This is a genomic window from Acinetobacter gandensis (assembly GCF_001678755.1).
Taxonomy (GTDB): Bacteria; Pseudomonadota; Gammaproteobacteria; order Pseudomonadales; family Moraxellaceae; genus Acinetobacter; species Acinetobacter gandensis.
Genome location: NZ_LZDS01000012.1, coordinates 141511 through 161872 on the forward strand (window position 1 = coordinate 141511; position 20362 = coordinate 161872).

At 40.3% G+C, this 20362-nt stretch carries 17 protein-coding genes and 1 pseudogene; 3 read left to right on the forward strand and 15 right to left on the reverse strand.

Annotation, left to right across the window (positions count from 1 at the left end; translation table 11 throughout):
* Positions 1-24: 24 nt before the first annotated feature.
* The 3 genes from A9J31_RS05745 (at position 25) to bfr (ending at position 1545) form a co-directional block, all read left to right on the forward strand.
* Entirely contained in the window at positions 25-408 is a 384-nt protein-coding gene (locus tag A9J31_RS05745) for a RidA family protein (protein ID WP_067762991.1), read from the forward strand.
* Between the two features lie 219 nt (positions 409-627).
* Complete coding sequence (locus A9J31_RS05755; RefSeq protein ID WP_067762993.1) at positions 628-822, forward strand: bacterioferritin-associated ferredoxin; 195 nt, start codon at positions 628-630, stop codon at positions 820-822.
* A 258-nt stretch (positions 823-1080) separates the two neighbouring features.
* Complete coding sequence (gene bfr, locus A9J31_RS05760) at positions 1081-1545, forward strand: heteropolymeric bacterioferritin subunit Bfr (RefSeq protein WP_067762994.1); 465 nt, start codon at positions 1081-1083, stop codon at positions 1543-1545.
* Positions 1546-1986: 441 nt separating this feature from the next.
* On the opposite strand, the gene A9J31_RS15950 is transcribed toward bfr, so the two are convergent.
* The 15 genes and pseudogenes from A9J31_RS15950 to A9J31_RS05835 form a co-directional block, all read right to left on the reverse strand.
* Positions 1987-2343 (reverse strand): prepilin-type N-terminal cleavage/methylation domain-containing protein, encoded by a 357-nt coding sequence (locus A9J31_RS15950; protein WP_081410279.1) that lies wholly within the window; start codon positions 2341-2343, stop codon positions 1987-1989.
* Between the two features lie 206 nt (positions 2344-2549).
* Positions 2550-3110 carry a TPM domain-containing protein gene (locus A9J31_RS05770; protein WP_067762995.1) on the reverse strand — a complete coding sequence of 187 codons (561 nt, stop codon included), beginning with the start codon at positions 3108-3110 and terminating at the stop codon, positions 2550-2552.
* Positions 3104-4171: a TPM domain-containing protein gene (locus tag A9J31_RS05775; RefSeq protein ID WP_067762996.1), complete on the reverse strand. Its 1068-nt coding sequence runs from the start codon at positions 4169-4171 to the stop codon at positions 3104-3106. Before A9J31_RS05775 ends, A9J31_RS05770 begins: the two co-directional genes overlap by 7 nt.
* A gap of 29 nt (positions 4172-4200) precedes the next feature.
* Positions 4201-4791 carry a LemA family protein gene (locus A9J31_RS05780; RefSeq protein ID WP_067762997.1) on the reverse strand — a complete coding sequence of 197 codons (591 nt, stop codon included), beginning with the start codon at positions 4789-4791 and terminating at the stop codon, positions 4201-4203.
* A gap of 149 nt (positions 4792-4940) precedes the next feature.
* Positions 4941-5826, reverse strand: a pseudogene (locus tag A9J31_RS05785) (metal-dependent hydrolase).
* 227 nt (positions 5827-6053) lie between these two features.
* Positions 6054-7475, reverse strand: coding sequence for an FAD-dependent oxidoreductase (locus tag A9J31_RS05790; RefSeq protein ID WP_067762998.1), 1422 nt, complete (start codon positions 7473-7475; stop codon positions 6054-6056).
* A gap of 73 nt (positions 7476-7548) precedes the next feature.
* The gene (gene gltB / locus A9J31_RS05795) at positions 7549-12024 is read right to left on the reverse strand and encodes a glutamate synthase large subunit (protein WP_150922956.1); all 4476 of its coding nucleotides are present in this window, start codon (positions 12022-12024) and stop codon (positions 7549-7551) included.
* Positions 12025-12493: 469 nt separating this feature from the next.
* Positions 12494-13339: a hypothetical protein gene (locus A9J31_RS05800; RefSeq protein WP_067763000.1), complete on the reverse strand. Its 846-nt coding sequence runs from the start codon at positions 13337-13339 to the stop codon at positions 12494-12496.
* Positions 13340-13350: 11 nt separating this feature from the next.
* Positions 13351-14430, reverse strand: a complete 1080-nt coding sequence (gene aroB, locus A9J31_RS05805) for a 3-dehydroquinate synthase (RefSeq protein WP_067763001.1) — start codon at positions 14428-14430, stop codon at positions 13351-13353.
* Positions 14431-14448: 18 nt separating this feature from the next.
* A complete protein-coding gene (gene aroK / locus A9J31_RS15825; RefSeq protein WP_067763002.1) occupies positions 14449-14991 on the reverse strand; it encodes a shikimate kinase AroK in 543 nt (180 codons plus the stop codon).
* Positions 14992-15027: 36 nt separating this feature from the next.
* Positions 15028-17145: a type IV pilus secretin PilQ gene (locus A9J31_RS05815; protein ID WP_167348719.1), complete on the reverse strand. Its 2118-nt coding sequence runs from the start codon at positions 17143-17145 to the stop codon at positions 15028-15030.
* Positions 17146-17206: 61 nt separating this feature from the next.
* Positions 17207-17734: a pilus assembly protein PilP gene (locus tag A9J31_RS05820; protein ID WP_067763004.1), complete on the reverse strand. Its 528-nt coding sequence runs from the start codon at positions 17732-17734 to the stop codon at positions 17207-17209.
* The gene (locus tag A9J31_RS05825) at positions 17734-18492 is read right to left on the reverse strand and encodes a type IV pilus inner membrane component PilO (RefSeq protein WP_067763005.1); all 759 of its coding nucleotides are present in this window, start codon (positions 18490-18492) and stop codon (positions 17734-17736) included. The genes A9J31_RS05820 and A9J31_RS05825 overlap by 1 nt, the downstream gene beginning before the upstream one ends.
* The gene (locus A9J31_RS05830) at positions 18489-19175 is read right to left on the reverse strand and encodes a PilN domain-containing protein (RefSeq protein WP_067763006.1); all 687 of its coding nucleotides are present in this window, start codon (positions 19173-19175) and stop codon (positions 18489-18491) included. Before A9J31_RS05830 ends, A9J31_RS05825 begins: the two co-directional genes overlap by 4 nt.
* Positions 19175-20233: a pilus assembly protein PilM gene (locus tag A9J31_RS05835; RefSeq protein ID WP_067763007.1), complete on the reverse strand. Its 1059-nt coding sequence runs from the start codon at positions 20231-20233 to the stop codon at positions 19175-19177. The genes A9J31_RS05830 and A9J31_RS05835 overlap by 1 nt, the downstream gene beginning before the upstream one ends.
* Positions 20234-20362: the final 129 nt, after the last annotated feature.

The following is a 20362-nucleotide window of genomic DNA, read 5'->3' on the forward strand; positions in this document are numbered from 1 at the left end:
CTGAGATGATAATAGGAGAAATAGATGTCCCGCCAAGTAATCCATACTGAAAATGCACCTGCTGCCATTGGTACTTATTCTCAAGCAATTTTAGTCGACAATACTTTGTATTTATCAGGTCAAATAGGATTAGATCCATATAGCATGGAGTTGGTTGAAGGCATTGAAGCTCAAATTCGTCGCGTGTTCGATAACCTTAAAGCTGTATGTGAAGCTGCTGGTGGATCATTAGCTGACATTGCAAAATTGAATATCTTCCTTACAGATTTATCCAACTTCCAATTGGTTAATCAAATTATGGGCGAATATTTTGCTCAGCCTTATCCAGCACGTGCAGCACTCGGTGTAGCAAGCCTACCAAAAGATGCTTTGGTTGAAATGGATGGTGTTGTCATTATCAATCAATAGCTTACAAAGAAAATTCAATAAACTAATCTTAAAACTTAATTCTAAATTACCTAGCCATCTTGCGCGACAATCTAAGCAACACTTGGATTTCCGCTCAAGTGGCATTTTTTTATTCAAAAAGCCAATCAGTTTAAAAGCATTTTCAAATGATTTTTATTGACAAACGATAATAATTATCAATAATATTACTTATCCCATTTATAGACTTGGTTCCATTTCATGTACGTTTGTTTGTGCCGTGGTATTACTGATCAAGATATTAAAAATGCTATTGCGAGTGGAGCAGAAAGCTATCGTGAAGTTCGTGACATGCTTGACCTCGGAACTTGCTGTGGTCGCTGCGCACCTGAAGCACGTATGATCATCAGTGATGAAGTTTCACAAATCGCTGCACGCATTGCTATAGCTGCTTAACGTCAATTATAAAATCCCCCCAACAACCATAATTATAAATTTAATGGTCGAAGACCATTCCTCCTCCCCCGCTTATGACTCTAAGCGGGTTTTTTATTTATTAAATATCTGAGAATTAGTGCCTTGTTTTGATTGTGATTTTCATTTGCTGTTCTATAAAACACTCGCTAAATTGCACTTTGTTGTTTAAGATATTTCTATTCTAATATCGAATTTATATTGCTTAGTTCGAGCTTTATTGCAGTTAAGGAGTCAAACATGAAAGGCAATCGTGATGTAATTAATCAGTTAAATCAGGTGCTTTATCATCATTTAACTGCAATTAACCAATATTTTTTACATTCGCGTATGTTTAATGATTGGGGCATTAACCAACTTGGTTCAGCAGAATATAAAGAATCAATCCGTCAAATGAAGCATGCCGATAAAATTATTGAGCGCATTCTATTTTTAGAAGGTTTACCAAACTTACAGCACCTAGGTAAACTCTATATTGGACAACATACCGTTGAAGTTTTAAATTGTGATGTACGTAAAGTCAAAGAGAACATCGAATCCATTCAAGCGGCAGTTAAGCTTGCTGAAGAGCAACTGGACTATGTGACTCGCGATTTAGTGCAGGAAATTTTAGAGAAAGAAGAAGAATGGTTGGATTGGACAACAACCCAATTAGACTTAGTTGAATCTGTAGGTATAGAAAATTATATTCAAAGTCAGATTTAAATATTTTAGCTAAGAAAAAACCTGTGATTTGAACTGCACCGTAAAAGTTGGACACTTTTAGTATAATTTGAAGGGTGCTTTTCTATGGCTAAATATTTTTCAAGCATTTAAACTTAAAGTTATTCAAAATTATTTATCTAGCTAACAACACTACAGTATTGAACGGTAGAGCTAACCGTAGAGCGATTAAGAAGCACCAAAATCCCGCAAGTAGGAGTAGAATGAGCTAGCTGCACAAGAAGTAGGATAATAACCTTTCACCTGCCCAGCAGATAGAACAAGCTAAATATAAGTCCAATGCTGTGAAAAGTATTTATAAGCAGTTAAAAGAGAATTATGAAAAACTTTTAGAAAAGTGTAATTCTCTATTGTTAGAAAATTTTGAGTTAGAATAAAAAACGCATCTCTAAAGATGCGTTTTTTATTACTATATTACATTAATTAAGAGCCAGTTTCACAAGTAATCGTTTCACCAAGAACACACACAGCGTGAGTATTAGCTGCTACAGATGGATTCTTAATTTTACCTTTAATAGTGGTTTTGTCTTCTTCAATGTCATTTTCATCACATGCTTTAGCATCAAAATCTGCTGCTGTAAAAGTGCCTGGTCCGTTAGGGTCATTTTGGATTAAGAATAGCTTATTAGCGAACCCTTTCATCTCTGCTAAACAAGCATTATCAGAGGCGCGCTTAGTATAGTTTTGGTAAGCAGGAATCGCAATCGCAGCAAGAATACCGATAATTGCAACAACGATCATTAATTCGATAAGAGTAAAACCCTTTTGAACTGATTTCATAACATTCTCCACAAATGTTTTTTAATTTAATTATTTAATTAAAGCTATATAGCTTGTTTTATAAATAGCACAGAGCGTGCCAAGATTTATTATAGTGAAAACGACAGAAAAAACAGCACTTTAAAAAAATATTTTTATTTTTTGTAATCATTACGTCTCTTTTTGTGTATAAAAGTGACGATTTGTGTCACTTTTATACCTGTTTATTAACGTAGTACGATCGGTGCATTGGCTAATTCATTAACACGGTCTTGTGTTTTATCAGCATAAAATGTGTTCAGTACCATTCCGATTTCATTTACGCCATTTGTCATTGCATTGCGGTAGTCCTTAGTTTGCATTTTAGCAATGATATTTTGGCAAATATCTTGCCAAATTTGACCGTTCGTTGCTTGACGCAGCCCACGGTCAAAAATAATTTCCACCTGACGTTCGCAGATATTCAAATACAATAATACTCCGCTATTAAACTCAGTATCCCAAACACCTAACTCAGCAAAGAGCTGTTCAGCACGGGCACGGGTGTTTTGATAATAAGCTTGATTTGACGGAATATGCCCCTCAATCACAACCTGTATTTCGCCCACATGTCCTTGCTCAGCTGCTGTTACTGCTTGTGCAATGGCCTGCTGATCCTGCTTGTTAAAATAGCGATTCGCCGCAGGCATATACAAAAAGTGCTTTAACCAACGTTTAAAACTGGGTTTATGAATCTCCTGTGTTTTTGGACAGGTGACAATTTCTGTTGTTTCTGTTTTCGTTACCATGAACCTGATGCTCCCCCACCGCCGAAACCACCACCGCCTCCGCTATAGCCACTACCACCAAAACCACCACCGCCGCTGCGACCACCTCCGCCTCCACTACCGGCAAGAAACATTTGAAAGATAGTTTGTGCAATCGCAGTGATCAGTAAAAAGAAAATAGCGCCGCCCATGAGTAGACTAGTCAACAAGCCTGCGCCATTGACTAATCCCGCTACAGTACCCGCAACGGCTGCTGTCGAAGCGCTTAAACGCTTACCGACAATAAACGAAGCAAAAATACCCACCACTAAAATAATCAGTGCTGTGGTAAAGGTTTTTTCTTTGGCTTGCTGTTCATGTAAGGCTTGTTCTTGGCGTTCTTTTAACTCTTGTGCGGCTTGAGCAGCAACTTCTGGGTCTTGATTTAAAATATTACTTATTTCATTCAAGCCAGCCTCAATGCCTTGGGCATATTGAGCTTGCTTAAAGTACGGTGTAATTTGATTACGAATGATTCGACTGACAATAATGTCCGGCATAATGCCTTCAAAGCCATATCCAGTCAGAATCTGTATACGACGATCATTCACTGCAATCGCCATTAAAATACCGTTATCGCGCTTGGCAGAGCCTAATTGCCACTTTTCAGCAACACGCATGGCATAGTCAAAAATATCTTCCTGCCCTGTTGTCGGCACAATGACCACGCCAATTTGAGCTTTGCCGTCTTCATGCAATTGCAGAATTTTCTGGCTGATTGCTTGCTTCTCGGCTGCAGAAAGTAAATTTGCCTGATCGACCACCGGCTCATTCAGTGTTGGCAGCCCACGTATGGACTCTCCATCTGCCATATCATTGGCAATTTGTGGTTGCTGAATTTTAATTTCAGGCTGTGCCGTGGATTCTTTTTGCGTTGCTGACTGCTGCTCTTTTAAAATTTTTCCTACCACGACAGTTTCAGCTTCTTGATCTGTTGCAGTCGCCGTTTCTGCATGTGTGAAACCCACCATACACAATAGACATGCAAAAACCATGCGCTGCAACCACAACAAACCTGTATGTTTTAGCTCAAAATCCACCATCAGCCCACCTCACAATCCAGTGACGCCAATTAATTAAAATCAACTTTCGGTGCAGTTTGTGCACTTTGCTCTGCGCTAAAGTTAGGCTTTGTATCCATACCAATGACTTTAGCTGTCATCACTTGCGGGAACTGGCGTGCATAGCCGTTAAAGTCTTGTACAGTAGTAATGTAGCGATTACGTGCGACAGCGATGCGGTTTTCAGTGCCTTCTAACTGAACTTGTAAATCACGGAATTGCTCATTGGCTTTTAAGTCTGGATAATTTTCGGATACTGCAATTAAACGTGAAAGTGCGCTAGTCATTTGTGCCTGTGCTTCTTGGTATTTTTGGAACAATGCTGGATCTTCCAATACTTCTTTATCCACTTTTAGACCCGCTACATTGGCACGTGCCTGCGTTACTTCCGTTAGCACTTGCTCTTCATGTTTTGCATAGCCTTTTACGACATTCACTAAATTAGGCACCAAGTCTGCACGACGTTGATATTGGTTTTGTACTTCAGACCATGCTGCTGTAACGGCCTCATCTTTGACTTGTAAAGTGTTATAGCCACAACCGCTTAATGTTAGTGTGCTCACAAGGGCTACAGTGAGCATGCTTTTTTTCATTAAATTCATATCCCTTAACCTCAAGTATTTATTTGTAATTGTTTAAATAAATTCATTCTAACCTGAATTTTTACCTTTTTTATGTATTTTCTTTGTGATCCATTTTTTTCATCTATTCTCTTTATTCAAAGAAAAACCCTCTTTCGAGGGCTGCAATCTTAACTATATAAAATCTGTGTTTGATGATCTTGAAAACCTTCAAATTGGTAGTCTTCAGAAAGTCTAGTTTTCCAATAACCTACAATTTTACTGTAATCAATCTCAGCGGGATGAAATCCTGCTTTGTAATAAGATAAGTATTCTGGCACCAACTGAACAAACATTTTGCCCAATAAATATATACCGAATACATTCCCTCCTACTTTAGGTAAGCTTTTTTTCTTATCTTGCAAAAACAATCTCGTGGCAGAATAAAAGGTTAAGCTGGCAAAACCTGTGGTAACACTGCGCATAATCATGCGACGGATTTTGTCATCACCATAGACATGTTGATAGACATCAAAGGCTACTGCACGGTGTTCAATTTCTTCAATTGCATGCCAAACCCAGAGTTTAATCGCATCATCATCCAAAGTACTGAGCACTTCAGGATGTCTTAAAATATACCCCCCCAACAGCGCAGTAAAATGTTCAAAAGCACAGGTAATGGCGAGTTGTATTTTGGGATGTAGATTTTTTACATAACGATCTTTTCGAGCCAACCAAGCTTGAAAGCGATCCAAATTATAATCATCACTTCGCCAAGCGTCATTAAACTCTGCATGTGCTTTTGAGTGCATTGCTTCCTGTCCAATAAATGCAGCAATTTCCGCTAGCAGTTTTTCATCAGTCACTTTATCGCGAACGTTTCGAACACTGTGTACAAAAAAATTGTTCACCAATGGGAAAGGTCGATGATAATGCTGTCAGTAAATGCGACATGACCGGTGAATTGGCAAAATAATGTCGCTTGATCGCCTTTGGATTAAATTGTGGGCGACGTACTGTAATACCAATGGCTTTCGGACGATTAAGATATGATTTTTGTGCCGTCACTTGAGTCATGATAATATCCATTAAATGTGATCATGCTGGCAGTATGTGACTTAGCACACATTTTACACATGGCAAAATGGCTTAGTTGATTTGCAAATTCACTCAATTTTAGCCTGTGTTAAACACATTTATTTCAAATTTATCAGATGAAACCTTTCACATATCATTAAGGGAAATTTTGAATGATCAAAAAAACCTGCCGAAGCAGGTTTTTTATAAAAATATTAAAAACAAGATTAGATATCTAAGTAATCTAAAATTCCTTCAGCCGCTTGACGACCTTCCCAGATTGCAGTTACAACCAAGTCAGAACCACGAACCATATCACCGCCAGCGAAAATTTTTGGATTTGATGTCTGGAATTTGAATTCTTGTTGCTCGGCTGCAATTACACGACCTGAACCATCTACATTAATATTTGTCGATGAAAACCATTCTGCAGGACTGGTACGGAAACCAAATGCCAGTAACACAGCATCCGCTGGTAAAACCTCTTCAGAACCCGGCACAGGCTCAGGGCTACGGCGACCGCGGCTATCTGGCTCACCCAACTGAGTGGTCACAAACTTAACGCCTGTCACTTTACCATTTTCACCCACAACTTCAATTGGCTGACGGTTGAACTGGAATTCCACCCCTTCTTCTCGCGCATTTTTTACTTCACGACGTGAACCCGGCATGTTCTCTTCATCGCGGCGGTATGCACATACTACTGACTCAGCACCTTGACGAATAGATGTACGGTTACAGTCCATTGCAGTATCACCACCACCAAGAACGATCACTTTTTTCCCTTCCATACTGATGTATTCAGCTGGATCTTTTTCCCAACCTTGAGTACGGTTGACATTGGCAATTAAGAAATCGAGCGCATCAACCACACCATCAAGATCTTCACCTGTGAAACCACCTTTCATATAAGTATAGGTTCCCATACCCATGAATACTGCATCATAGTCTGCAAGCAGTTGATCGATGGTGACATCTGTACCAATTTCAGTATTTAAACGGAACTCAACGCCCATGCCTGAGAAAATCTCACGGCGACGCTTCATTACGTCTTTTTCCATCTTGAATTCTGGAATACCAAAAGTCAGCAAACCACCAATTTCAGGGCGTTTATCGAATACAACGGGTTTTACACCGTTACGAACCAAAATGTCAGCACAGCCAAGACCAGCAGGACCTGCACCAATAATGGCAACTTTTTTATCAGTCCATTTCACGTGTGACATATCTGGACGCCAGCCTAAAGCGAAAGCGGTGTCATTGATATATTTTTCAGCATTACCAATGGTGACTGCACCAAAACCATCATTTAAGGTACAAGCACCTTCACACAGACGGTCTTGGGGACATACACGACCACAGACTTCTGGCAAAGTATTGGTTTGGTGACACAATTCTGCTGCCTGGAAAATACGGCCTTCAGCAATCAGTTTCAACCAGTTTGGAATGTAGTTATGTACTGGACATTTCCATTCACAATACGGGTTACCACAGCCAAGGCAGCGGTGAGTTTGGTTTTTTGCAACTTCAGCTGTAAACGGTTTATAGATTTCCACAAATTCTGCTTTGCGGACAACTAGATCTTTTTTCTCTGGATCTTGGCGTGCTACATCCAGGAACTGAAAGTCATTATTTAGGCGCTCTGCCATGTCTCTCTCCGTGGGTAGGTGTAGTCGGTTTATTTATCCGCTACACCTGCCTATCAAATCTGCAGTAGTGGAATTATTGTGGATCAGCTTGAGTTGTTTTCAACAAAGTCTGCAAATTAGCAGCTTTTGGTTTCACAAGCCAGAATTTGCGGCCGTAGAAATCAAACTCATGGCGGATCTTATACGCCCAAGCACTACCGGTTTCTTTAATATGCTCATCTAAAATACGGCACAAGAACTCTTTATGTTCTTCCATCGATTCAGTTGAGATACGGTTCAATTCAATGAGTTCGTGGTTGTAGTGGTCAACGAAGTCATTATCTAAGTCGAGTACATAAGCAAAACCACCAGTCATACCTGCACCAAAGTTATGACCCACTTTGCCCAATACAGTCACAATACCGCCTGTCATGTATTCACAGCAGTGGTCGCCTGCACCTTCAATTACAGCGAAGGCACCTGAGTTACGAACTGCGAAGCGCTCACCTGCAGTACCTGCAGCAAACAATTTACCGCCCGTTGCACCATATAAACAGGTATTACCAATAATTGCAGTGTTTTGCGTTTGGAATGGTGAACCTTTTGGTGGGAAGATCGAGATACGACCACCTGCCATGCCTTTACCGACGTAGTCATTCGCATCACCTTCAAGGCTAATATGCAGACCACCTGCGTTCCATACACCTAAAGACTGACCAGCTGTACCATTCAGATTCACCTTAACTGGATGTGCTTCCATGCTCAGGTTGCCATAACGTTTTGCAATCTCACCAGAAATACGCGCACCAATTGAACGGTCACAGTTACCAATTGTGAAGCTATATTCACCACCTGTACCTGCTTCAATTGCTGGTAGCATTTCAGCTACCATTTTCTCAGCCAATAAACCTTTATCGAATGGTGCATTGCCTTGTACTTCGCAGTACTGTGCTTTGCCATTAGCTGCTGGGTGAGATTCAAGTAATGCACTCAGGTCAAGATGCGCATGTTTCTCTGTTTCACCCGGAAGCATTTCCAACAAATCTGTACGGCCAATCAAGTCTTTCAAGCTTGCTACACCAAGCGCTGCCAGCCATTCACGTGTTTCTTCCGCAATAAAGTGGAAGAAGTTGATCAGCATTTCAGGCTCACCGATATAGTGTTCCTGACGCAAGTGATCTTGCTGTGTAGCAACACCGGTCGCACAGTTGTTCAAGTGGCAAATACGCAGGTATTTACAACCCAAGGCAATCATTGGTGTAGAACCGAAACCGAAGCTTTCCGCACCCAAGATTGCTGCTTTTACAACATCTAGACCTGTTTTTAAGCCACCATCAGTTTGTACACGTACTTTACCGCGCAAGTCATTCACACGAAGCGCTTGATGTGCCTCACTCAACCCTAACTCCCATGGCGAACCTGCATGGTGAATTGAAGAAAGTGGAGAAGCCGCTGTACCACCGTCATAACCAGAAATGGTAATGAAGTCTGCGTATGCTTTTGCCACACCTGCCGCAATCGTACCAACACCGGGCTCAGAAACCAGCTTAACTGACACCATCGCCTGTGGGTTAACCTGTTTTAAATCAAAGATTAACTGTGATAAATCTTCAATTGAGTAGATGTCGTGATGCGGAGGTGGAGAAATTAAAGTCACACCTGGCACAGAGTAACGTAAACGCGCAATCAAGCCATTCACTTTACCGCCCGGCAACTGACCACCTTCACCTGGTTTTGCACCTTGAGCCACTTTAATTTGAAGGACTTCTGCAGATGTAAGATATGCAGGAGTAACACCAAAACGGCCTGATGCAATTTGTTTGATTTTCGAGTTACGAATCGTACCGTAACGCGCTGGGTCTTCACCGCCCTCACCAGAGTTCGAACGACCACCAATTGTGTTCATCGCAATCGCAATCGCTTCATGTGCTTCAGGTGAAAGTGCACCCAAAGACATACCAGCTGAGTCAAAGCGTGGCAGAATTTCTTCAACCGATTCAACTTGATCTAGCGCAATTGAATTGTCAGTTTTAAGCTTAAATAAGTCACGAATCGTTGCGATTGGACGATTATTGACAAGCTCTGCATATTCTTTAAAGTCTGCATAGTTGCCAGAACGCACCGATTTATGCAGCGCATTAATCACGTCTGGGTTAAATGCATGGTATTCCTTACCGAACACGAATTTCAGCATACCGCCTTGATCAATTGGTTTACGTGATTTCCACGCCAAATCTGCCAATTTTTTCAAGTCATTTTCAAGGTCAGCAAAAGTTGCGCCTTGAATACGACTTGGCACACCTGTGAAGCATTTCGCAACCACTTCATCCGATAGACCAACAGCTTCGAATAGCTGACCGCCACGGTATGACGCAACGGTTGAAATACCCATTTTAGAAAGTACTTTTAACAGACCTTTCTCAATCCCTTTACGGAAGTTCGCTTGAGCATGGATTGGGTCGCCCAATAGCTCACCTTTTGCAATCAAGTCATTGATCACGTCATACGCAAGGTATGGATAGATCGCAGTCGCGCCAAAACCAAGAATTACTGCAAATTGATGCGCATCACGTGCTAAACCAGTTTCAACAATAATGTTGGCATCAGTACGAAGACCCGCATTGATTAAATAGTGATGCACTGCACCCGTTGCCATTAGGGCATTCGCAGGTAAGAAACCTTGACGAATTTTCTTATCTGACAATACTAATAGCGTTTTGCCATCACGAATCGCTTGAGCAGACTCTTCACAGATACGTGTAATCGCAGCTTCTAAGCCTTCATTTTCTGCATAGTTCAAATCAATATCTGCAATTTCATATCCTTTACGACCAAGGGTACGGATTTGATGCATTTTCGAATTTGAAAGTACAGGGCTTGAAATGATCAAACGATCTGCATGCTCTGGACCTTGTTCAAACACGTTTTGTTCACGGCCCAAACAAGTCTCTAAAGACATTACAATCGATTCACGTAGCGGATCGATTGGTGGGTTAGTTACCTGCGCAAACTGTTGACGGAAGAAGTCTGATACATGGCGCACTTGACGCGATAATACCGCCATCGGCGTATCATCACCCATTGAACCCACGGCTTCTTGACCACTTTCAGCAATTGGACGTAACAATTGATCACGTTCTTCAAATGTCACCATGAACATTTTTTGTGAAGCTTTTAGGTCATCACCTTTTAAGCCTTGATCACATAAATATTCTTCAAGCTCAGGACTACCTTGAACACGTACTGAATTTTCACGTAACCATTCACGATATGGACGCATACGTTTCAAGTGGTTACTAATATCATTGGTATCTAGCATTTTACCGGTAAAGGTATCAATCACTAAGATTTGACCAGGACCAACACGACCTTTAGAAACAACATCTTCCGGCTCATAACCCCAAACACCAATTTCAGATGCCAAAGTAATGTAGCCATTTTTAGTAATCACCCAACGTGCTGGACGTAAACCATTACGGTCAAGCATACAGATGGCATGACGACCGTCTTGAATTACCAAACCTGCTGGTCCATCCCAAGCTTCCATGTGTTTCGAGTTGAATTCATAGAATGCACGTAAGTCAGCATCTAAAGTTTCAACGTTTTGCCACGCTGGTGGAACCAACATACGTAGCGCACGGAACAAGTCCATACCACCACCTACAAGCACTTCAAGCATATTATCAAGGCTTGAAGAGTCTGAACCTGTACGGTTAACGATAGGATTGAGTTCAGTTAAGCCTGGTAGAAATGGTGTTTCAAATTTAGGTGTACGCGCCATTGCCCAGTTACGGTTGGCAGTAATTGTATTGATCTCACCATTATGTGCTAAGTAACGGAACGGCTGTGCCAAAGGCCAACGTGGTAAAGTGTTGGTCGAGAAACGTTGATGAAATACAACAATGTGAGACTTTAAACGCTCATCAGCTAGATCGGTATAGAAATCAGCAATTGCTGCTGGCATCATTAAACCTTTATAGCTAATCACAGTTGAGCATAAAGTCGTTACATAAAATGATGAATCACCTACCAGTTTTTGTTCTGCACGACGACGTGCCATAACCAATTTACGGTTGAACTCAACTTCGGTTACGCCCATCGGGCAGTTCACAATAATTTGCTCAAAGGCAGGTAAAGATTGCATTGCAATCGAACCCAGTGCGTCATTATTGGTTGGCACCACACGCCAAGCCAATACAACACAGCCTTCTTCTTCAATTTCTTTGGTTAAGACTTGCTTTGCATGTGCAGCAATTGCAGGATCAAGGTTTAAGAAAACCGTACCCACAGCAAAAATTTCGCTCAGTGTAATGTCACTTAACTTTTTTGCTTCTTCACGGAAGAATTCTTTAGGCATAGCCAGTAGCAAGCCACAGCCGTCACCAGTTTTGCCATCTGCGGCAATACCACCACGGTGGGTCATACAACTTAAACTATGCATTGCGGTTTTGACGAGGTCATGGCTTGCGTCACCCTGCATATGGGCGATTAAACCGAAACCACAGTTATCTTTAAACTCATCCGGTTGGTATAAACCTTGAGCGGGAGCTACAGTATTAGGCGATGGCATGTGCATAGCGTACCCTTCTTTTCTTTACAGCTCTTTCGAGCACTGAACAAACTTAATTTCTTGTTGCGATTCGTCTTAACTTACTCACATGAATTGTTCTGTTGAGCAAAATTATTTCTTATTCACACCCTTAAGATAAACTGATTTCATCTTTAATGCATGGATAAAAGTCAAATTTTCAGCTTTTGCAGTTCAGATCAGGAATTCGGACTGGATTAATGACTTCGCACTTTTATCGAATCATTTTCGCGCCAAAATAGGGAGAAAAGTTCAATTTACGCACCAATTAAGCAATTAATATGCCAACTTGATGCATTTTTTTATAAGCCGCCTATTCACAAGCATTTTTAATATGTATAGATTATTTTTAGCTATCTTTTCAGATTTTATTGCACTCTAATCGTGCATTTCATCTCTTTAGCGCATTCCATTGCGCCATTTTAGAACTCAAATATTAATAGACAAGGATTTAGTTAAACGGATCTGTGACTTCTTGTTCAGCAGGTGCTGGTTTTGCTCGCGGTGTCTCTACAGAACTCTGAGATTTTTGCACATCCACCACATTACCTGAAGCATCACGTCGCGTTACGGTCGTACTTGTGGTCGCATTAGCTTGAGGCGAGATCGCATTTGATACAGCGGCCAAAGCTTTACGAGCAGCCAATTGCGCTTCATCAATCTTAGGTAATGCTGCTGGCTTTAACTTAACAGCATATAGCTTTTGGTTTGACGATGTTTCATCCGACCCCAAATCATTGACATAAGGTTGATACTGCTTCAACTCAACAACAGCAGGCTTTACAGATGCTGGTAAGGCAATATTTAGTTCAGCTAAATTACTTTTCGCATCATTTTGTGATGAATATGGGCCAAGTAGAATTACATATTGTTCAGGATGGTCTTCACCTGAAAGACGTAAATATACAAATTTATGTCGTTCAACTTGTTTGCGTAGAAAGCTTTTTAAAATATCTTCATTAGAAACACGAAATAATTCTATCGCATACTGTTTTGAAGTATCACTAATAAATTTTGTCCCACGAAATTCAGGTTCATGTTGTGCTGTAGCAACAACACGTGTGGTCATATCTAGTGGACGAACTTCTTCATTTAATGCACCAAGATGGGACATTGCAGCAACTTTTTCAGGTTGAATCTGTAATTCAACTTCAGTTTCTGCAACTTTTCCAACCTCTACCAATTCTTTGGTATCGGTAATCGCCCAAAACACCAAGGCAGCAAACAGACATACAGTACCAGCCACCAACCAAATATAGTGATGTATTTTTTGCCACTGTAACTGACGTGCTGCCATGTTGTACCTACTTATGCCTGATTGGCCAAAATTGCTTGTTTCATCAGTTCCACATCAAACTCTTTCGTAATAATGGCCTGACCTAATGATTTCATAAGAACCAGTCGTAATTGTCCATTTAACACTTTCTTATCATGGGACATATACGCAAGGAATTCCTCAAGCGGAATTTTAGGGCATACGATTGGTAATTGCGCACGTAAAATGATTTTTTTTGTACGTTCTAAATCTTCTGTCGAAATCCATCCCATACGATGAGATAAATCTGCAGCCATAACCATACCTGTCGCAACGGCTTCACCATGTAGCCATTCACCATAGCCTAAATATGATTCGATCGCATGACCAAAAGTATGACCAAGATTTAGTAATGCACGCTCACCTTGTTCTTTTTCATCATTCGCCACAATCCGCGCTTTATGTGCACAAGAGCGATATACCGCTTCTGCCAACAATGTAGCATCCCCAGCAACCAACGCTTCCATATGCATTTCAAGCCAAGTCAAAAACTCAACATCCCCTAATAACGCATATTTAATAACTTCGGCCAATCCAGCAGAAAGCTCACGGGGCGGTAAAGTTTTTAATTGTGCCATATCTGCCAACACCACTTGTGGCTGCTGAAAGGCACCAATCATATTTTTACCCAGTGGATGGTTAATCCCTGTCTTACCACCGACACTTGAATCAACTTGCGACAATAATGTGGTTGGTACCTGAATAAAATAGACACCACGCTGGAAACAAGCTGATGCAAAACCGGTCATATCCCCAATTACACCGCCACCTAGAGCTAACACCGTACAATCACGGTTAAAGCCCGCTTCAAGTAATGCATCAAAAATCAAATTGAGATGTTGAATATCTTTATATTTTTCACCATCAGGCAAAATACAGGTTGCAACTTTTTTTCCTAAAGCCTCGATTGCATTTATATAATGCTGCAAATACAGCGGTGCAACCGTGGTATTCGAAACCACCATGACTTGTTTGCCATGAATATAAGGCTCTAACAGTGCTTGTGGATCTAACTCACTGCCAATAAAGATAGGATAGCGACGATCGCCAAGTTCAACATGTAGGGTTTGCATGACATTAACCATTATTGACTAGGGTGTATTTGAAGAAACAATCAGATGAAGTATTTTTTGTGCGAGATCTCGTGCAGCACCTTGATTGGTTTCAATAATATGATGCGCCACTTCACGATATAGTGGATCACGTGCAGCGAGTAAATCACGGAGCTTTTGCTCTGGATTTTCAACTTGCAGAAGAGGACGATTTTTGTCGCGATACGTTCGTTGAAGCTGAATTTCAACAGGAGTATAAAGATAAACTACAATGCCGCGATGTTTTAAAAATTCACGGTTTGGGGACTGAGTAACGGCGCCACCACCTGTTGCTAAAACCAACTGCGATCTTGCCGTCAACTCATCAATAACATTCGTCTCACGACTTCTAAAACCTAACTCCCCTTCCTTTTCAAATATCCAAGGAATGGTTGCCCCTGTTTTTCGCTCAATTTCATGATCACTATCAAGAAATTCTCGACCTAACAATTCAGCTAAATGTCGCCCTACGGTTGTTTTTCCTGCCCCCATTGGCCCTACCAAATAAATATTTGGTAGGGTTTCAAACTCTTTGCTTGGCAAGGAGTCACCTATTCATTTTGTTAATTTCAAAATATATTAATGATTTCTTGAAACACTGTCATTAACAATTCGAGGTGTAACAAAAATCAGGAGCTCATTCTTACTATCCGACTTTAAGTCTTTACGGAACAAACGCCCTAAATATGGAATATCTCCCAAGAATGGAACTTTCGTTTGCCCATTTCGTGTTTCTTGCTCAAAAATCCCCCCTAAGACCACAGTTTCGCCATTTTCAACAAGAACATCGGTTTGAATTTCATTTTTATTTAAAATCAATTCTCCATTTGGAGCCGCTCCCGCTATAGAATTTTTACCAATATTTAATTTCATTTGGACTTTTCCATCAGGAGTAATGCTAGGAGTTACCTCTAAACTTAGTAAAGCCTCTTTGAATTGTGTATCTGTGGAAGAGCTCCCACCAGAATTGGTCGTTGTTGTATATGGTACTTCTTGACCAGAGGCAACTTTTGCAGTTTGCTTATCAGCAGTTAGCACTTTAGGGGTGGATATTACTTCCCCATACCCATCTGCTTGTAACGCAGATAGTTCAAGATCCAACATAAAATCAGATAAACTAATTAAGCCGAAGGCAATACGGCTTGCTCCTGCTGTCGTTACACCAAGGTCCACATTTAAATTACTTGGACGTTGAATGGTATATTTACCATCATCATCAGGTGTTTTAAGATCCCAAAGCGTTGTATCACTACCACCTACCAACAAATGATCATTCTGATTAATACCTTGAGATAAAATCCCCCATTTCACCCCCATTTCTTTGGTAAAGTCCGTAGACGCTTTAACAATTCGAGCTTCTACCATCACCTGCTTTACAGATACATCGAGCAAATCGACCATTTTACGAATTTGATCAATATTCTGAGCCGTATCATTGATGATCAGCGTATTTGTACGCGTATCCGCAGAAATTGTTCCGCGAGGACTTAATAAGTTTCCTCGGTCATCATCAGCATTATTACTATTAGATGAGCTATTATTACTTGTATTTGCAGTTTTTGATTGTGTAATAAGTTTTTCAATATCTGCCGCTTTTGCATAACTGAGGGTCAAGTATTCAGTTTGTAACGGAGATAACTTAACACTTTGACGTAAAGCTTTTGCTTCTTCCTCTTCAGCTTTGATCAGCTCAGTAACAGGAGCAATCCAAATCACATTACCATTACGACGTTTATCTAAATTCTTCGTCTTAAGCACAATATCCAATGCTTGATCCCAAGGCACATCTTTTAAGCGTAGTGTAATATTACCTTGTACGGTATCAGCAGCCACCATATTGATTTCAGTGAAATCTGCCAACAACTGTAGTACTCGACGCACTTCAATATCTTGAAAATCTAAAGAAATTTTCTTACCGGTGTAATGGTTAGCTGCTTTAGGGCGTAAAGGATTTTTATCTTCAGGACGTTTTAAACTCACAGTCAATTTATTGTCTGACTGATATGCCATATATTCATAGCTGCCTGTTGATTGAATCGTGATGATACCGTTTCCACCATCATTATGCGCATCTACTGAAGCCACTGGTGTTGCAAAATCATTTACATTTAAACGACGCGTTAAGTGTGCAGGTACTTTATTTCCTAAAGTACGAATCACAATTTTGCTACCTTGCTGTTGCACATCAACAGGTGTGTTACCCCCCAATAAATCCACAACAACTTGACCTTCACCATTCGATCCACGTTGGAATCCAATATTTGAAATACCTTGCTGTTGGCGCTGAACTACTGGTTGAGACAAAGTTGCTAACTGTGCTGAATTAATTTTTAGGATAAAGGTATTACCTTCAACACGTGTCGTAAATGCACCGGCATTTGCTAAATTGACTGTTAAACGAGCACGCTGAGCGTCTGAAGTAACATCAACTGAAGTAGCTTCATTTGTTGCTACAGGAATTGAACTTTGCTTTAAATTTTGTTGTGCTTTATCAAAGTCCAAGACCAAACGTGAAGGCTGATCTAATTGATACGCCTGAGGCTGCGGTGGTAACCCATTAAACATCACACGAATTTCAGTGCCTTGCCCAGGAATTTGCATTGGCACAATATTCGTTACACTTACCTGTGCATTGGCCACTTGCATAATCGCCATTGCCACAGCACCCATCGAAAACTGACGAAACATACGATTCATTGTATTGCCATCCCCAAAAATAAAATCTTGTACACTATTCTTCATTTTTATTCCTTTAAGCTTAAGGTGCTGGTCCAATTAAAATAAGACTTCTAGGACGCTCCACATATCCTTCACGGCCATCTGGAATAATCTCAATCAAATCAATTTGTGTTGGTGTGATATTCACAACACGACCATGATTGAGCCCCATATAACTACCACGTTGAATGCGCTCAACTTCACCATCTGGTGTTTGAATCAATGCCAGTGTTTGACCGGATTGATTACGCATACTGCCCTTCATATTCAAGGTTTCAAGCGCATAACTTTCTAAAGGCTGTGGCTGACGGTTTAAGTTTGGATAAACACGTTTGCCTGCCATAATTTTTAGCTCTGCTGCTAAAGAACTTGGTAAAAAAGGACTCTTTAATGAATGTGCAGCATAATTGAAGGTTTCAACAGGCACAAAATCAGGTGCAGGCTCAATCGGTAAAGGCTCTTGATTGCGAATATTTGCCATTTCTTGATTGACCACATCAATACGCGATTCACATCCTGCTAAAAGTAATCCAACAAGAAAAGCACATGTAATTTTTGATTTATTCATTACTTGCTCCCCTTACTTTTTTTACTATTTTTGCCAGAAGATTTATCAGTATTATCCGTTCCTGCTTCACTGGTCACAGCTGTAGATTCTGTATTTCCAACATAGCGATAAGTCTTAGCGCTTAATTGATAATCAACTTTTGGAATATCAGAATTTTTCTCTTTATTTTGAGTCGCAGTAATTGTGAAATTATGCAAAGTAACAATACGAGATAGACCTGCAATACCACTGACAAATGAACCAAAGGCATGATAATCACCGGTTGCATCAATGCTAATTGGCTGCTCAATAAAGAACTCTTGTTTTACTTCAGGCTCAAGTTTAATTTGCTTAAATTTCAAACCTGAATTCACACCAGTTAAGTTAATATCTTCAACCAAACCAGGAATTTCAGTTTCCTTCGGCAATTGTTCAAGTTGCTGATTAAAACGCGCTTCCATATCCTGCAATTGGATTTGATACTGTTGTAAGTTACGCAATTTTGAATCTTTTTCACGGAACTCATTTAACAAATTTTGTTCTTGTGCATTGGCACTGGAAATCGCTTCAATCTTGTTTTTAATTGCTAAGAAGTAACCCAAAATCCCAACAAGAATAATAATAAAAATCCAACAGGTGATTTTTACAGATAAAGGCCAGCTACCATAATTGTTTGGATCAAGGGTATTAAACTGCTGCATGAACTTTTCAAAAGTCATTTTCTTTTTAGGGACAACAACAGTATCTTGATTTAATTGTTCAAATTCATCACGACTCATTTTGCGGCCTCCGTCGTAGGAGCTGCTACAGCTTGACCAGTTGCAACTTGGTCAGTTGCTGTTGTAGCGGCAGGATTTGCAGCAGGATCAGCAATAACAGGTTGTGCAATTTGATCTAAATCAGCAGTCACTGTGAATGTTCCATAGTTTTCTTCAACGCGCGGAACTATTGAACTTGGCGCTTTATCTTTCTTCTCTTCTACCACCAAGAACGAACTCATAAATGCATTACGATACCAAGGTGACGCTTCTAAGTTACGCAGTAATTCAGCCACCGTATTTGGACTTTCTGCACGCCCTTCAATCGTAAACTTATCAGCAGAGCGATCAAACTTCGTAATATACATATTTGCTGGTGTCACACGGACCAATTCGTCAATTAAATGAACAGCAATCGGACGCTGCCCTTGTAAGCCTTGAATCAACTTCATGCGTTCAATGATGGCATTACGTTGATCTTGTAAGCCTTCTAACGACTTTAATTGCACATCAAGATTTTGATTGGTACTGACAATCAGTTGGTTCGCTTGTTCTTGATCTTGCAATTTATAATCATAGTAAAGCCATGTAGAACCTACCCCTAATGCCCCAACTAAAAACGCCCCAATGCAAATTGCAATAAATTCTTTTTTTCGTTTCTCTCTTAGCCCATCACGCCAAGGGAGCAAGTTAATCTTTGCCATTAATCAAAACTCCTCAATGCTAGACCGCATGCCACCATGAGTGATGAAGCGTCATTTTCAATTTTTTTAATGTCAATTTGAGGTGAAAAACCCATTTGTAAAAATGGATTGGCAATCGTTACGCGGTAACCCAACTTTTGTTGTAGTAACTTCGCAAGCCCCGGAATATTGGCATTCCCCCCTGCCAATAAAATATGATCAATTTCGTTAAACTGAGATGATGAAAAGAAGAACTGTAATGAACGTGCCGCTTGTTGCACTACGGCTTCTAGAAAGGGTTCAAGTACTTCAACATCATAATCATCTGGTAAAGCGCGCGTTTTCTTCGCACGACCAGCTTCTTCAAATGAAAGTGCATAACGATTTTGAATTTCTTGAGTCAATTGTTTACCGCCAAACACCTGTTCGCGGGTATAAATGACCTTATTATTTTGCATCACTGACAATGTCGTCATACTGTGACCGATATCTAAAATACCGACCGTATTTACACCCATTGGCAATGTATCTGAGAACACTTTGAATGCATTTTCTAAGGCAAAACTTTCTACATCACCAATTTTTGGTGTCAGTCCTGCCAGCTGTAATACTTCAGCACGCGCTTCAATGTTTTCAATACGTGTTGCAACGAGCAACACATTGACACGATTTGGATTCGATAAACGATCAGGCAAGACCTCAAAATCGAGACTCGCTTCATCCAGTGGGAAAGGAATATATTGTTCAGCATCATCACGAATCTGAATTTCACGTTCATCATCGTTCATGTCGGCATCCATTTCGATGACTTTTGTAATCACCATAGATGTCGGCACAGCCAAAGCCGCATTCGAAGTCTGAGTATTGGCTAAATTAATTGCACGCTCTAAACAGTCACCGACAGCTTCCGGATTTAAGATGTTTTTTTCAACTACACTACCTTCAGGTAGAGGGACCAAAGCATAGCTTTCAACCCAATACCGTCCACTTTTAACAGAAAGTTCCAAAACTTTAACAGAAGTCGAACTAATATCTACTCCTATTAACCCCTTATTTGGCTTACGATATAACCTGAGCACAATATAATTCCTATTATTTTTTTATCCCCAAAAAAAGTAACCCACTAATTAGTATTGGTCTATAATTTTCTACAGATACAATAACTCATCTAACAATCCGTATATCGAAAGGATATACTGACCACCAAT